This is a genomic window from Paenibacillus pinihumi DSM 23905 = JCM 16419 (genome assembly GCF_000422505.1).
Classification (GTDB): domain Bacteria; phylum Bacillota; class Bacilli; order Paenibacillales; family Paenibacillaceae; genus Paenibacillus_D; species Paenibacillus_D pinihumi.
Map to the genome: position 1 here is coordinate 58,419 of NZ_AULX01000027.1, position 14,015 is coordinate 72,433.

Below are 14,015 nucleotides of genomic sequence, written 5' to 3' on the forward strand. Positions count from 1 at the left end.
CCGCACTCCAAATTCCTCAACCAGATTAACACCGTCTTGCTTTCGCCCCGCTGGATAGTCAGTGTCAGATGCAGCTGGAATTTTACATTCACTTAACTAGTCTTTCGACCACAACATCTTTAAAAATAGCCAAATGAACGAATTGCCATTCTCAAGCGTACTAAGAATATAATCAACAACAAACATGATATCGTCAACTACTGTCAGGGAAGTGAAATATGGATGAACTGGAGCTTGTAATGGCATCCCAGGAGGGGGACAGGCTCGCGCTGTCGATGCTGTTAAGAAACAATTATCCCTTCCTGGTGAGATACTTGATGAAAATCACGATGCATCCCCAGCTTGCAGAGGATCTCACACAGGAGACAATGATGAAGGCCATGGAGAAAATCAGGCTTTACAACGGAAGCTCCAAATTTTCCTCCTGGCTGATCACAATCGGAACAAATTTATATATGGATGTTCTACGAAAGCAAAAGCGGGAGCAAGCATGGCATCAGGAAGAACAGGCACTGCGCAAGATGAAATGGCAGGTGGAGTCGCAGGGTGACGAATGGCCGGAGCTGCTGGATGCACTGGCACGAATTAATGAAGGCATTCGCATCCCGATTATTATGAAGCATTATTATGGCTATTCCTATGATGAGATCGGCCGGGTAATGGGCATCCCTTCCGGTACGGTAAAATCCCGCGTATCAAACGGCTTGAAGGAACTGCGAAGGGAGCTTGCAGACGATGAACAATAAGGACAAGGAAAATAGCAGTAAAGCGGCTAAGGGCTTGCAGACGGAACAGGAGTTAAAATCAGACCTTGCTAAAATGGAGGAATGGTTTCCTGTCTATACCCCTGATATTTCCTGGTTTGAGACCCGGCTTGCAGCCGGAGAGAAGAAGCTTCGCCGCAAAAAAAACCGGGAATGGGCATTTTTTTATATGCTGGCAGTGGTCATTCTGGGCTCTATAATTGCTGTGGGAGCGGCAAATCCGATCTATTTTATTTGTATTCAATTGCTGGGACTTGTCATTGTACCGGCTGTGATTCGATATGAAAAAAGAAAGCGGGTCGTATAGTATGATGGATACTCCGTTCAATATGATGATTATCGCCATTGCCGTAATCATTTTGCTGGTGCAGGGATCGTGGATGTTCAGGGATGCCGGACGAAACGGTCATAACAAATGGCTTTGGGGTCTGCTTGGGCTCATTCAATTCCCGACCTATCTGCTGATTTATCTGCTGTTCGTCAGGAAGAAAGGGGGAAGGGCATGATTAAGGTAGACGAGGTTAGCAAAAGCATAGGCGGAAAGCCGGTTATTCACGATGTATCCTTCCATATTGCCCAAGGGGAGGTCGTTGGGCTTCTGGGACCAAACGGTGCGGGGAAAACAACGATGATCCGGCTGATGAATGACGTCATTACACCGGATCATGGAATGATCCATATCGACGGACAGCGTGCCACTGTGCATGGAAACACAATCCGGCAGCTCAGCGGTGTCGTGACAGAAAGCGCCGGGCTATATCCGGAGTTGACGGCAAGGGAGAATCTGAATTTTTTTGCAAGGCTGTATGGTGTGAAGCAACCGCAAAGACGCATTGACCAGCTGCTGATGGAGTTTGAACTTAAGGAGCACGAGGACAAGCTGATTGGGAAGTACAGCACCGGGATGAAAAAACGGCTTGCAATCGCCAAGGCGTTGCTGCATGAACCCAAGCTGTTGTTTCTTGATGAGCCGACCAATGGTCTTGACCCTGATGGCATCCGGGATATGATTGGTTACTTGCGAAAATTGAATGAAGAACAAGGGACAACGATTCTCATTTGTTCGCATGTGCTGCATCAGTTGGAAGATGTCTGCTCTTCTTATTTGTTCATCGACCAGGGAAGGCTGATTGAGAAGGGTACGCTGGAAGAGCTGGAACGCAAATATGCGGGCAAGATTGTAATTCATGTAAAGACGGGCTTGCGGGCCGGCTCATCTGAACTCAGCGGATATCAGGTCCGGGAAGCAGGGGAGCAGCTTCTGGAATTTCATTTGCAGGATGAACAGGCAATCTCAGACCTGCTGCGTCTGATGCTTCGAATCTCGTGGGTGCATGAGGTGCAAATTATGAACCGCAGTCTGGAGTCCATATATTTTGAAGTGAGGCGGCGCTGCCATGAACTATAATAAAATCATTGCTATTGCGGACAAGGATATGAAGATGACCCGAAAAACGGGAAAGGTATGGATTTCTCTCATATTGCTCCCCCTTATTCTTGGCGTGCTGATACCGGCCGCAATTGTCAGTATCGGACGGTGGGCGGATATTTTAGCCTTGGGGAACGGAAGAATCATGCTGCTTCTCGAACATCTTTCTATCCCGGATAAGATATCAATGCCGACGGTTAATCATCGTTTTGTATATTTTATGACGCAATATATGCTTGTCCCGATATTCATGCTGATTCCGGTCATCAATGCGATGATGATTGCAGTAAACAGCTTTGTGGGGGAGAAAGAAAGACGGACACTGGAGAGTTTGCTGTTTGCCCCTATTGAAATTAAAGATTTATTTATCGGAAAGCTGCTCGCTTCATTTATACCCGCTTATGCTTCGACACTTGCCAGCTTCCTGGTTGGCGGGATCATCATGAACGTGCTCGCTTATCCGATGTTTGGATCGATCATATTTCCATCCTTGAACTGGTTCATTCTATTATTCTGGGTGATTCCTGTTTTTACAATAAGTGCGATTTTGTTCAGTGTGCTTGTATCGGCCCGCTCAAAGGGCTTTCAGGAAGCACAGCAGATAGCAGGCGTTATTGTTCTTCCCATCGTCGGCCTGCTGGTCGGCCAATCAACGGGAGTCGTGCTGATGAGCCCGCTTGTCTTGCTGGTGCTTGGCGGCGCCCTAATGGGGTTGAATCTGGTACTGCTGGTTCTGATCGCCAAGCTGAATCAGCGTGGTTTGCTGTTTGAACGCCAAATTCAATAATAATCGGTTACAAGTACATTCATCAACGTTTGCGCAGAGCAAAAAATTCACAATCTCCGCGATTATGATAGGTAACCTCGCTCACGCCGGATTGGGTAACCACAAGCTTCTCGTCGAAACGGATAATGACAGCGCTGGATTCGATCAGCAGATCGTCCTTGAATACACGGACATGAATCTGCTGATCGACAGCTTCCTGAAAATCCGGATCGGCTGTAAGCCGGTAATTGATTGCCATCTGGAATTCTCCTCTCTTTAAGCACCTTATTGACTGTTGTTCGGGCTCAAAATCGATAGTTGACACGGAACGCTGAAGCAACGCTGCGAGAAAGAGGGGACTTCCGATCGCTGTTGTTCCCGGATTTCCTGTATTCCTCCCTATACGTGGTTGAAATCCGCGAACAAAGGCGAACGCTACGCTTCTCCAGCCTCCCTCTTTCTCTCCGCTCAAGCTGCTTACAGTGGTCAACCGCTGGTTCTTAGTTGAGCCGTTGTTCGATCTCTCCATTTTAGCAAAAACAGGACCAAAAACACATCCCAAGGTTAGCATGGATTTAACCTTTCCGGGGTTACTTAATGCTATAATCGGTTAAGGATATAAAATATAAACAAATGAAAAATGCCTGTTTTCCGGGCTTTGTTTGTCATGTGAATGATGACGGATTTCCCTGTGTATGCGGAGAAGTGCGTCGAATTGGCAATGCTATAAGGAGGGATACATATGTCTGTGATCAAAAACATGTATGCTGTCGGAAGAAACTACACGCTCCATGCCGCAGAACTGGGCAATGCGGTTCCGGAAAGTCCGTTAATTTTCATGAAGCCGTCTCATGCGGCGGTTCTGATGGATGGCGGTACCGTCCAGTTGCCGGATCGATTGGGCTCGGTTCATTATGAAGCAGAGCTGGTGATCCGGATTGCCCGGACCTATGAGCCGGGGGCAAAGGCGGAGGAACTGATCAGCGATTTTGCGCTTGGGCTCGACTTGACGCTTCGTGACGTACAGGCGGAGTTAAAGGCCAAGCAGCTTCCATGGCTTAAGGCCAAGGGCTTTAAGAATTCGGCTCCCATTACTCCGTTCCTCCGCTTCGAAGGACTGCCACAGCTTGCAGCGGCATCCTTTTCTTTGAAGATTAACGGGGAAGAGCGCCAGCGCGGCAATATCCGGGATATGATCTTTGATCTGCAAACGCTGATTGACCACATCGGACTCCATTACGGACTGGGCGAGGGTGACGTGATTTTCACAGGAACACCGGCCGGAGTCGGGCAAATCAGTGACCAGGATGAGATGGAGCTGTATTGGGGAGAGACGCTGCTGGGGTCCTGCCGTTTCGCTTTTTGATTTAGGCCAAACCATTGCAGTTTGGGTGAAAAAAGATATAATGAAACTTTGATAAAATTGATCTCCCTTATTATTTTGCCCTGTTGAAAGGAGGAGAGCTGCGGATGTCTGATGAGACCATCATCCGTTTCGAACAGGTGACGAAGCGGTATGATAATGATCCTCCGGTACTCAAGGCGGTCAGCTTTGAAATCAAGAGAGGCCGCTTCTATACGCTGCTTGGGCCGTCGGGCTGCGGCAAGACGACGATTCTGCGCCTGATTGCAGGCTTTATGGAGCCGTCGGAAGGAAACATTTATTTTAACGGAAAAGTGATCAACCGGGTGCCTGCCGAGAAGCGTCAGGTCAACACCGTATTTCAGGACTATGCGCTGTTTCCCCATTTGAATGTATTCGAGAATGTAGCATTCGGGCTGCGCATCAAGAAGCTGAAGAAGGCTGAAATTGTTAAAAAGGTGACCGATGCGCTGCGCTTTGTCAACCTTGCCGGTTACGAAACGCGTGAAATTACCGAAATGTCCGGAGGTCAGCGGCAGCGGGTTGCCATTGCGCGCGCCATTGTGAATGAGCCGGAAATTATTTTGCTGGACGAGCCGCTGTCCGCACTCGATCTGAAGCTGCGAACAGAGATGCAGTACGAGCTGCGGGAGCTGCAGCGCCGCCTTGGCATTACGTTTATCTTTGTCACGCATGACCAAGAGGAAGCGCTGGCGATGTCTGATGAGATTTTCGTGCTTGATCAAGGGATCATCCAGCAGAGCGGGACGCCGACAGATATTTATGATGAACCGATTAACCGCTTTGTCGCTGATTTCATCGGGGAATCAAATATCGTTCCCGGCCGGATGCTGCGCGACTATCTGGTTGAATTTGCAGGCAAGCCGTTTGAGTGTGTGGACAAGGGGCTGCGCCCGGACGAGGCGGTCGAGATCGTCATTCGTCCGGAGGATTTGGAGATGGTTGCTCCTGATCAGGGCAAGTTGCAAATTACAGTTGATTCCCAACTGTTCCGCGGCGTTCATTATGAGATCATTGGCTCTGATGACGCAGGCAACAGATGGCTTGTCCACTCTACGAAGAAGACAGCGGTAGGCTCGAAGACCGGGCTGGATTTTGATCCGGAGGCCATTCATGTTATGCGGTTTGGCGAATCCGAGGAGGAGTTCGACAGACGGCTGGAGGGCTATAGTGAAGCGGGAGCGGTACAGGCATGACCAGCAGAGCGCGTAATTTGTATCTGGTCCCTTATCTGCTCTGGATCGGGCTGTTCGTCATCGCTCCGATTGCGCTCATCGTGTACTATTCGCTGTTCGATGTGGAGGGACAGTTTACGCTGTCCAATTACGTAAAATTTTTTACGCCCGTTTATTTGAAAATGACACTCAGCTCGTTCTGGTACGCGTTCCTGATTACGTTCTGGTCCCTGCTGATTGCATATCCAACGGCATATTTGATTACGAAGACGAAGCATAAGCAGCTTTGGCTGCTGCTGATTATTTTGCCAAGCTGGATTAATCTGCTGCTCAAGGCTTATGCGTTTATCGGCTTGTTCGGAACGTACGGCTTTGCTAACGGGTTCCTGGAGCTAATCGGCATCGGGACGAAGCAAATCCTGTTTACGGATTTCAGCTTTATCTTCGTATCGGTATATATCTTTATTCCGTTTATGGTGCTGCCGATCTTCAACGCTTTGGAGGAACTGTCACCCTCGCTTATTTACGCGTCCCGTGATCTGGGGGCATCAGCATGGACAACGTTCCGCCGTGTTGTATTCCCGCTTACACTGGGCGGTGTGAAGGCTGGCTGCCAGGTCGTATTTATCCCGGCGCTCTCGCTGTTTATGATTACACGCCTTATTGCAGGGAACCGGGTCATTACGCTCGGCACAGCTATTGAGCAGCATTTCCTCGTGACGCAGGACTGGGGCATGGGGGCTACCATTGCGGTATTCCTCGTACTGATGATGGCGCTGATTATGATTGTGACCGGCGGGCGCAAGGCAAGGGGGACAAAATGAGACGGGGCATCAAATGGTCAAACCTGTATCTGGCAGCTGTGTTTCTTATTTTGTACGCGCCGATCTTCTATCTGATGTTCTATTCCTTCAACAGCGGCGGATCCATGAGGGAATTCGAGAGCTTCACACTGGAATGGTACGGCGAGGTGTTCTCCGACACCCGGCTGCTCATTATTGTACTGAACACATTGGTTATCGCACTGTTGTCGTCGCTGATTTCCACCATTCTGGGTGTCATCGGCGCATTGGCGATCAGGCAGGTCAGACGGCTGCGTTCCAAGCATACGCTGCTGTCCCTTAACAATGTGCTTATCGTCAGCCCGGACGTCATTATCGGGGCATCCTTCCTGATTTTGTTTACGATGATAGGCTTGCAGCTCGGATTCAGCTCGGTGCTGATCTCGCATATTGCATTTAGTGTTCCGATTGTGGTGCTTATGGTGTTGCCCAAGCTGGAGGAAATGAGTCCGACACTCATTGACGCGGCTCGTGATCTGGGCGCAAGCCGCTGGGAAGTTCTGACGAAGGTGACGCTGCCCTTTATCAAGCCGGGCATCTTTGCGGGTTTCTTTATGGCGTTAACCTATTCATTGGATGACTTTGCAGTTACCTTCTTTGTGACAGGCAACGGCTTCTCCACGCTGTCGGTAGAGATTTATTCCAGAGCGCGCCATGGTGTGTCGCTGTCCATCAATGCGTTGTCGACGCTGCTGTTCCTGTTCACTGCGCTGCTTGTTGTCGGCTACTATTTCATTCACCGGAGAACGAACGGCAAGCCTGCGAATGCGGAGGTGGGACCATGAAGCAGCTCGTACGCATGACGGCGGCTGTCATCATAATTACCGCTGCGCTGCTGTATTTGACCAACTGGCTCAATACATCGCAGGGTTTCCGGGGGAAAGACACGCTGACGATCTACAACTGGGGGGACTATATCGATCCCGAATTGCTCGCGCGCTTTGAGAAGGAGACCGGCATCAAGGTCATCTACCAGACCTTTGACTCCAACGAAGCGATGATGACAAAGATTGCCCAAGGCGGCACTTCCTATGACGTCAGTATTCCTTCGGAGTACGCGATCAGCAAAATGAAGCAGGAAGGACTGCTTTTGCCGATTGACCATTCCAAAATTCCGAACCTGAAGTATGTGGACAAGCGGTTCATGGATCTATCCTTTGACCACGACAACCAATACTCCATCCCGTATTTCTGGGGGACGGTCGGAATTGTATACAACCCGGAGATGCTCGGCGGCCGTGAGATTCACAAATGGTCAGATCTGTGGGACGAGAGCCTGCGCAACCAGATTCTGCTCGTAGACGGGGCGCGTGAGGTCATCGGCATGAGCCTGAACGCTCTGGGCTACTCGCTGAATGATACGGATGAAGGTCATTTACAGGAGGCGCTGCGCAGGTTGAATCTGCTCACGCCGAATGTCAAAGCGATCGTTGGAGACGAGATCAAGATGCTGCTGGCCGGAGAAGAAGCGGCAATCGGTGTCGTATGGTCTGGTGACGCATCGGAAATAATGAGCGAGAATGAGAAGCTGGATTATGTGGTGCCGAAGGAAGGGACGAATCTGTGGTTCGACAACATGGTGATCCCGAAATCAGCGACCAATATCGAAGGTGCCCATAAGTTTATCAACTTCATGCTGGACCCGGAGGTCAACGCCCAGAATACCGAATATGTCGGCTATTCGACGCCAAATGCGAAGGCATTGGAACTGCTGCCGGAAGACATTTCAGGCGATGAGCGGTTCTATCCGGACCCGGAGATGACGTCCAAGCTTGAAGTCTATGAAAATCTAGGGCCACGGATGCTGTCTCATTATAATGAGCTGTTCCTGGAGTTCAAGATGCATCGAAAATAAGCTCAAATAAAAATGGCTCCATCCGTTTATCCGTTACAAAAGGATAAGGGATGGAGTCTTTTTTTATATCATGAAAGCAAATGTTTGACGGCAAATTTCATGGCTTTTTGCCGCTGGGCATCCTCCACATGATGGCCGGTGAACGGATAGATCTCCAGCTGCTTTATGGCCGATGCTGCTGCATGATAGGCCGGAAAAATCTGTTCCGGCATGCATACGGTATCCTTGAGACCGACTGACATCAGCAGCGGTGCATGAAGGCGGTGGGCCAAATGTATCATGTCAAAATAATTCAGATGGTTAAGCACCGTATCCAAATGCTGCGGGTAGAACCTGACAAACTGTTGAAGCTCGGTCAGCGAACTGGTGGAATGGAACAGTCCATAATCGAGATGGCACAGGTTCGGAATATCGGCAATTGTCAGGCTGATTCTAGGTTCAAGTGCAGAGACAATCAGCGCCATCCCGCCGCCCTGGCTTGCACCGGTAATGCCTACCTTGTCGGAATCTATCTCCGGCTGGAGGAACAGCCAGTCTGCCGCACGCAAGGCATCGAAGACAATCGCCTTGTAATACATATGCTCCAGATCAAGAATTCCCTCCGTGATCCAGCCTTTGGTCATGCCGAAGCTGCTTCCGAGCGTATTGCCGCTCTCGCCGCCTTGTCCACGGACATCCAGGGCAAATACGCCAATGCCCAGACTGACCCAATAGGCGGAATGATCCGGCGAGATCGGCCCGCCGTTGTAGCCGGGGAAGGTGAGCAGGCAAGGACAAGGTGAGCTTGATGAAGCCTGTTCAGGCAGCATTAATCGTCCATGAATCGTTGTTCCGGCGAAGCCCTCGTAAGTGACATGATCGACCCTCATCTTCATTGAGGTCGTTTCCGGGGTCCTGTCAGCCGTATAGGGCTCGCTTGTCGCCTCTGCTATATTGCGTCTCCAATATTGCTCCAGATCTTGTGGCGGGCTTGTAACGCTTCTAATCTGATGAAGCTCCTGAACTCGTTTCTCGATGGCATTCACCCTGGGATTACCTCCTCATGGCGGCGAAAGCTTTGGCAGCAGCGGAAATCGTATATTCAATATCTTCATCCGTATGGGCTGTCGTCAGGAACCAGGCCTCATATTTGGATGGTGCCAGACATACGCCCTGATCCAGCATCAGACGGAAAAACTTGGCGAACTGCTCGCTGTCTGTATCCTGCGCTTCATCGTAGTTGGTTATCGGATGATTGCAGAAATGGGTAGAGAATGCGCCGCGAATGCGATTGATGGTCAGCGCAACTCCATTTTCATCAGCTGCTCCCTGAATGCCTTGAGCCAGACGTACAGCCTGTCTCTCCATCTGCTCATATACACCAGGAGCCTTTAGTACCTCTAGGCAAGCAATGCCTGCCGAGATGGAAGCCGGATTGCCTGCCATCGTTCCTGCCTGATAGGCGGGACCGAGTGGGGCAACCTGCTCCATTATATTTTTTCGGCCGCCGTAAGCCCCGATTGGCAGCCCGCCGCCAATAATTTTGCCAAGCGCTGTCAGGTCAGGCTCGATTGCCGCATGGTCAGAGAAGGCAGCATAGGTTTGGGAGCTTCCGTAGTGGAAACGGAAGGCGCTAATGACTTCATCATAGATGACGAGCGCTCCCGCAGCCCGCGTCAGCTTGCACAGTTCTTCCAGAAATCCGGGCTTGGGCATCACCATGCCGAAATTGCCGACAATCGGCTCAACCATAACCGCAGCGACCTCATCGCCCCAACGCTCCAGCGCAGTCCGCAGACTGTCCGGATCATTGAATGGAACGGTGATGACCTCATTGGCGATGCTGACCGGCACGCCGGCGCTATCTGGAATGCCAAGTGTGGAAGGACCCGATCCTGCCGCAACCAGCACGAGATCGGAGTGGCCGTGGTAACAGCCGGCGAACTTGATAATCTTGCTGCGTCCCGTGTACGCACGAGCGACGCGGATGGTGGTCATAACAGCCTCTGTGCCGGAATTGACGAAGCGTACCTTATCCATGGACGGGATCGCTTCTTTCAGCATTCGGGCCAGCTTGATCTCCAGCTCTGTCGGCGTGCCGTATAGGGTGCCGTTCTGTGCTGCGCGAATAATGGCTTCCGTAACATGGGGATGGGCATGTCCGGTAATGATAGGGCCGTAGGCAGCCAGATAATCAATATACTGGTTGTCGTCAACATCCCAGAAGCGGGCGCCGCTTGCACGTTTCATAAAGACAGGGGCACCGCCGCCTACAGCCTTGAAGGAGCGGGACGGACTATTCACCCCGCCGACAATATGTTCGAGCGCCTCTTCATACAGGCGTGAAGAATTTGGACGTTGCTCAGTTGACATCGTAATAGGGCCTCCTTGCGTTGATGGATGTTGGAATACATCCGAATAAAATGGAAAAGACAGGCTGCCGTCAAAATCAGACGGCTCGCCTGCCTTAATTATAACTCATAATCGAAATGCAGAAGTCCATAATAAAAGGAATCAGGAACGATTTTTCTTATCGCCCGGCTTGCTGCCATTAACTTCACTTGCTGTGTCCTTGTTATCGGCAGTACCACCGTCTTTGGTGGGTTCTTCCGGATTGGCCAGCGATTCATCCTGCTGCAGAAGCTCCTGGACGTATTCATGCACCTTGGCTTCATTGCGGACGCCAAGCACAGACGCGCCTCCAACTTTCAAATCATACAGCTGATCCATTGCAGGCACCTGTGCGGAGCCGGCCATATGAATGCCAAGTCCAAGCTGTCCAAGCTTGAGCATATCCTGTACGTCCAGATTTGTTTCAATATAATCCTGGACGCTCTCCAATATTTCTTTCATCCGCAGCAAATTCCATGAGGATTGCAGCTCTGTCGCTACTGCCTGCATGAAATTGCGCTGACGTTCGGTGCGCGTGAAATCGGACAACGCATCATGGCGGAAGCGTACATATTGGAGTGCTTTGTCTCCGTCGAGATGCTGCAGGCCCTTTTTTAGATGGATATCATACTTGTGTCCGTCTGCTTTATCAACATAGTTCATATCTTTCTCGACTTCAAAATCAATGCCGCCCATGGCGTCAATCAAGGACTTGAAACCTTCGAATTCGGCATAGACGTAATATTGAATTTTTAGGCCAAGTAGATTGCCGACTGCTTCCATTGCCAGGTTTGGTCCCCCAAACGTAATGGCAGTGTTGATTCGCTGCTTGCCGTATCCCGGAATATCAACATAGGTATCCCTCAATACGGAGAACAGATGAGCCTTCTTCGAGACGGGATCAATGGATGCGATAAGGATGGAATCGGAACGGGCAATGCCGTTGCTGTTCTCCTCACGACCGTCACCGCCAAGAAGCGCAATATTCACACGTTCAGTGCCTTCCCATTTCGGAGGCTCTGTGTAACTGGTTTGGGTAAACTGGTCAAATCTCGACTCGCCATCAGGCTTTTGGAAGTTATCCAGCGCATTATAAATGCCAACTCCCTGATAAGCTGCATATCCCGCAATAAGCACAACTACAATAAGCACGCCATAAAGAGTCATTTTCCATGATTTTTTCCATGGTTTTCTCTTTTTCTTGTCGTCTTTAGCAGACATTTGGTTTCATCACCCATTCGTATATTCTTTTATGAATAAATTTTGTGTAAAACAAAGTGACCTCTGTGATGCAGGTGCTGCAGCTTTAGCTTTTGTCCCGGCTTAATCTCAGCATATGAACAAGAGTTGCCGCCAAGCAGCATAGTGACTACCTTTTTACATAAACAAAGATGACACATGTTGACACTTGAATTTCATTCCATCCGGAATTAAGCTTATACATGTCGCAAAAGCACCTGGGATGGAGAGAATACGAAGTGATGTACTGCCAATTATGATGCTTGTGATAGAAAGCATATCATCATAAAATTATAAATTGCGGAGGTTGTCTAAGCAAGTCATTTTCTTTTATTCAGAACTATAACACAATTTCCCGGGAAATGTCGAAGGGAAGGAAGCAGGAGACTTTCATGTTAGCGATTGATGTAGAGAAGCTGCAAAAAAGCTTCAGAGTGCAGAAAAACCGCGAAGGCTTGGGTGGGGCACTAAAAGACCTTTTGCGAAGAGAATATACGGAAGTAGAGGCCGTCAAGCAGATTAGTTTCCAGATTCCGCAAGGCGAGATTTGCGGCTATATCGGAGAGAACGGGGCCGGGAAGTCGACCACAATCAAGATGCTCACAGGGATTCTGGTGCCAACATCAGGCAAGGTAGAGGTAGGCGGCTATGTTCCTTTTAAAGAAAGGGAAAAGTTTGTAAAAAATATTGGCGTCGTATTCGGACAGCGCAGTCAGCTCTGGTGGGATATCGGTGTAATCGAATCTTTTCATCTGCTGCGCAAGGTATACCGGGTTCCGGAGAATGATTTCCGCAAGCGGCTGGATGAGCTGGTAGAGCGGCTGCAACTGGGCGAGCTTCTGAACCGTCCGGTACGCAAGTTAAGCCTTGGCCAGCGCATGCGCTGTGAACTTGTTGCTTCATTGCTGCATAACCCGGCCATTCTTTTCCTGGACGAACCGACGATCGGCCTGGATATTCTGGTAAAGACAGAAATTCGGGATTTCCTCATGGGACTGAACAAGGAGTATGGCACGACCATTCTGCTTACAACACATGACCTTCAGGATATCGAGGCACTCTGCTCGCGGGTCATTATGCTGGATGACGGCTCGATTATCTATGACGGCAGTCTGGAGAAGCTGAAATCCAACTGGAGCAAAGGAAGGGAAATCCAGTTCCAATTCGCGCATCCGGTGAAGAAGGAGCAGATGGACAGCTGGACTGAGGGGCTGAATGTACAGTGGAGGCCGGAGAATGATCTGACAGCCAAGATGTGGCTGCCTCATTCGGTAAATGTATCTGAGGCTCTGTCGCGTGTCGTAGGAGCAGCTGAAATTCGCGACATTAAAATCTTTGAGACCAACACGGACGAGATCGTCAGAGAGATTTACCAATCGGAGAAGGTGTCTTCATGAATAATGCGTATTTGGATATTATCCGTATCCGGTTTTTAACGATGCTTGCTTACCGTGTTAATTATTATAGCGGTATTGTCATTTATGCCATTAACATTGGCGCTTATTATTTCTTGTGGCAGGCGATCTACGGGGATCAGCCGACACTTGGCGGATTTACGGTCGCACAGATGACAACCTATGTGGCCGTATCCTGGATGTCACGGGCATTTTACTTCAATAACCTGGACCGCGAGATTGCCAATGAAATCCGGGACGGCAGCGTAGCGATCCAGTTTATCAGACCTTATTCCTATCTGCTGGTCAAAATGATGCAGGGGCTTGGAGAAGGCTTGTTCCGCCTGCTGCTCTTTATGGTGCCCGGAATGGTGGTTGTATGTCTTATTTTCCCGGTTACACTGCCTACAAGCCCTCAGACATGGCTGATTTATTTCGTGATGCTCGTCTTCAGCTTCCTGATTAATACCCAGATCAACATGCTGACCGGGCTGTTCGCTTTTTACGTGGAAAATAACGAGGGCATGATGCGCATGAAGCGGGTCATGGTTGACTTGTTCTCAGGCGTTATTATTCCGGTCAGCTTCTTCCCCGGATGGCTGGAGGCGATTATGAAGTGGCTGCCGTTCCAGGCGATCACGTATTTGCCAAGTTCAGTCTTCACAGGACGGACGGAGGGCGGCATGGCCTTACAGGTGCTCGGGCTTCAGGTGCTCTGGTTTGCTGTTCTGCTGCTGCCGATCCTGTGGATTTGGAGAAAGGCGCGGCACCGGCTGTTCGTGCAGGGAGGATAAGAA

Annotated in this window: 16 protein-coding genes; 12 read left to right on the forward strand and 4 right to left on the reverse strand. The window is 49.9% G+C overall.

All coding sequences use genetic code 11. The features are described from left to right. The first annotated feature begins 218 nt into the window (after positions 1–218). From sigY to H583_RS0109875, 5 genes are read left to right on the forward strand one after another with little or no spacing between them, the layout of a single operon-like run. Positions 219–746, forward strand: coding sequence for an RNA polymerase sigma factor SigY (gene sigY, locus H583_RS0109855; RefSeq protein WP_028560317.1), 528 nt, complete (start codon positions 219–221; stop codon positions 744–746). Continuing rightward, positions 736–1,071, forward strand: a complete 336-nt coding sequence (locus tag H583_RS0109860) for a YxlC family protein (RefSeq protein WP_028560318.1) — start codon at positions 736–738, stop codon at positions 1,069–1,071. The genes sigY and H583_RS0109860 overlap by 11 nt, the downstream gene beginning before the upstream one ends. Position 1,072: 1 nt before the next feature. Next, positions 1,073–1,270 (forward strand): hypothetical protein, encoded by a 198-nt coding sequence (locus H583_RS0109865; protein WP_036709081.1) that lies wholly within the window; start codon positions 1,073–1,075, stop codon positions 1,268–1,270. Further along, positions 1,267–2,172: an ABC transporter ATP-binding protein gene (locus H583_RS0109870; RefSeq protein ID WP_028560320.1), complete on the forward strand. Its 906-nt coding sequence runs from the start codon at positions 1,267–1,269 to the stop codon at positions 2,170–2,172. The genes H583_RS0109865 and H583_RS0109870 overlap by 4 nt, the downstream gene beginning before the upstream one ends. Beyond that, on the forward strand, positions 2,162–2,980 hold the full coding sequence (locus H583_RS0109875; protein WP_028560321.1) for an ABC transporter permease subunit: 819 nt from the start codon (positions 2,162–2,164) through the stop codon (positions 2,978–2,980). Before H583_RS0109870 ends, H583_RS0109875 begins: the two co-directional genes overlap by 11 nt. 22 nt (positions 2,981–3,002) lie before the next feature. Here H583_RS0109875 and H583_RS0109880 read toward each other — a convergent pair whose 3' ends face one another. Next, on the reverse strand, positions 3,003–3,218 hold the full coding sequence (locus tag H583_RS0109880; RefSeq protein WP_028560322.1) for a hypothetical protein: 216 nt from the start codon (positions 3,216–3,218) through the stop codon (positions 3,003–3,005). A gap of 483 nt (positions 3,219–3,701) precedes the next feature. On the opposite strand from H583_RS0109880, the gene H583_RS0109885 reads away from it, so the two are divergent. The 5 genes from H583_RS0109885 (at position 3,702) to H583_RS0109905 (ending at position 8,215) form a co-directional block, all read left to right on the forward strand. Then, the gene (locus H583_RS0109885) at positions 3,702–4,325 is read left to right on the forward strand and encodes a fumarylacetoacetate hydrolase family protein (RefSeq protein WP_028560323.1); all 624 of its coding nucleotides are present in this window, start codon (positions 3,702–3,704) and stop codon (positions 4,323–4,325) included. Between the two features lie 104 nt (positions 4,326–4,429). Continuing rightward, positions 4,430–5,539 carry an ABC transporter ATP-binding protein gene (locus H583_RS0109890; protein WP_028560324.1) on the forward strand — a complete coding sequence of 370 codons (1,110 nt, stop codon included), beginning with the start codon at positions 4,430–4,432 and terminating at the stop codon, positions 5,537–5,539. After that, the gene (locus H583_RS0109895) at positions 5,536–6,342 is read left to right on the forward strand and encodes an ABC transporter permease (RefSeq protein ID WP_028560325.1); all 807 of its coding nucleotides are present in this window, start codon (positions 5,536–5,538) and stop codon (positions 6,340–6,342) included. The genes H583_RS0109890 and H583_RS0109895 overlap by 4 nt, the downstream gene beginning before the upstream one ends. Then, the gene (locus H583_RS0109900; RefSeq protein ID WP_028560326.1) at positions 6,339–7,145 is read left to right on the forward strand and encodes an ABC transporter permease; all 807 of its coding nucleotides are present in this window, start codon (positions 6,339–6,341) and stop codon (positions 7,143–7,145) included. Before H583_RS0109895 ends, H583_RS0109900 begins: the two co-directional genes overlap by 4 nt. Continuing rightward, positions 7,142–8,215, forward strand: a complete 1,074-nt coding sequence (locus H583_RS0109905) for an ABC transporter substrate-binding protein (protein WP_028560327.1) — start codon at positions 7,142–7,144, stop codon at positions 8,213–8,215. Before H583_RS0109900 ends, H583_RS0109905 begins: the two co-directional genes overlap by 4 nt. Before the next feature lie 68 nt (positions 8,216–8,283). On the opposite strand, the gene H583_RS0109910 is transcribed toward H583_RS0109905, so the two are convergent. The 3 genes from H583_RS0109910 to H583_RS0109920 form a co-directional block, all read right to left on the reverse strand. Next, complete coding sequence (locus H583_RS0109910) at positions 8,284–9,240, reverse strand: acetylxylan esterase (protein ID WP_028560328.1); 957 nt, start codon at positions 9,238–9,240, stop codon at positions 8,284–8,286. Positions 9,241–9,247: 7 nt separating this feature from the next. Then, a complete protein-coding gene (locus H583_RS0109915; protein WP_028560329.1) occupies positions 9,248–10,567 on the reverse strand; it encodes a glutamate-1-semialdehyde 2,1-aminomutase in 1,320 nt (439 codons plus the stop codon). Between the two features lie 141 nt (positions 10,568–10,708). Further along, entirely contained in the window at positions 10,709–11,806 is a 1,098-nt protein-coding gene (locus H583_RS0109920) for an LCP family protein (protein ID WP_028560330.1), read from the reverse strand. A gap of 410 nt (positions 11,807–12,216) precedes the next feature. On the opposite strand from H583_RS0109920, the gene H583_RS0109925 reads away from it, so the two are divergent. Beyond that, positions 12,217–13,221: an ABC transporter ATP-binding protein gene (locus tag H583_RS0109925; RefSeq protein WP_028560331.1), complete on the forward strand. Its 1,005-nt coding sequence runs from the start codon at positions 12,217–12,219 to the stop codon at positions 13,219–13,221. Then, on the forward strand, positions 13,218–14,012 hold the full coding sequence (locus tag H583_RS0109930; RefSeq protein ID WP_028560332.1) for an ABC transporter permease: 795 nt from the start codon (positions 13,218–13,220) through the stop codon (positions 14,010–14,012). Before H583_RS0109925 ends, H583_RS0109930 begins: the two co-directional genes overlap by 4 nt. Positions 14,013–14,015: the final 3 nt, after the last annotated feature.

Excerpts from the sequence above, each read along its gene's own strand:
- sigY (WP_028560317.1), top strand. The coding sequence starts at position 219 with ATGGATGAACTGGAGCTTGTAATGGCATCCCAGGAGGGGGACAGGCTC.
- H583_RS0109860 (WP_028560318.1), top strand. The coding sequence starts at position 736 with ATGAACAATAAGGACAAGGAAAATAGCAGTAAAGCGGCTAAGGGCTTG.
- H583_RS0109865 (WP_036709081.1), top strand. The coding sequence starts at position 1,073 with ATGATGGATACTCCGTTCAATATGATGATTATCGCCATTGCCGTAATC.
- H583_RS0109870 (WP_028560320.1), top strand. The coding sequence starts at position 1,267 with ATGATTAAGGTAGACGAGGTTAGCAAAAGCATAGGCGGAAAGCCGGTT.
- H583_RS0109875 (WP_028560321.1), top strand. The coding sequence starts at position 2,162 with ATGAACTATAATAAAATCATTGCTATTGCGGACAAGGATATGAAGATG.
- H583_RS0109880 (WP_028560322.1), bottom strand. The coding sequence starts at position 3,218 with ATGGCAATCAATTACCGGCTTACAGCCGATCCGGATTTTCAGGAAGCT.
- H583_RS0109885 (WP_028560323.1), top strand. The coding sequence starts at position 3,702 with ATGTCTGTGATCAAAAACATGTATGCTGTCGGAAGAAACTACACGCTC.
- H583_RS0109890 (WP_028560324.1), top strand. The coding sequence starts at position 4,430 with ATGTCTGATGAGACCATCATCCGTTTCGAACAGGTGACGAAGCGGTAT.
- H583_RS0109895 (WP_028560325.1), top strand. The coding sequence starts at position 5,536 with ATGACCAGCAGAGCGCGTAATTTGTATCTGGTCCCTTATCTGCTCTGG.
- H583_RS0109900 (WP_028560326.1), top strand. The coding sequence starts at position 6,339 with ATGAGACGGGGCATCAAATGGTCAAACCTGTATCTGGCAGCTGTGTTT.
- H583_RS0109905 (WP_028560327.1), top strand. The coding sequence starts at position 7,142 with ATGAAGCAGCTCGTACGCATGACGGCGGCTGTCATCATAATTACCGCT.
- H583_RS0109915 (WP_028560329.1), bottom strand. The coding sequence starts at position 10,567 with ATGTCAACTGAGCAACGTCCAAATTCTTCACGCCTGTATGAAGAGGCG.
- H583_RS0109920 (WP_028560330.1), bottom strand. The coding sequence starts at position 11,806 with ATGTCTGCTAAAGACGACAAGAAAAAGAGAAAACCATGGAAAAAATCA.
- H583_RS0109925 (WP_028560331.1), top strand. The coding sequence starts at position 12,217 with ATGTTAGCGATTGATGTAGAGAAGCTGCAAAAAAGCTTCAGAGTGCAG.
- H583_RS0109930 (WP_028560332.1), top strand. The coding sequence starts at position 13,218 with ATGAATAATGCGTATTTGGATATTATCCGTATCCGGTTTTTAACGATG.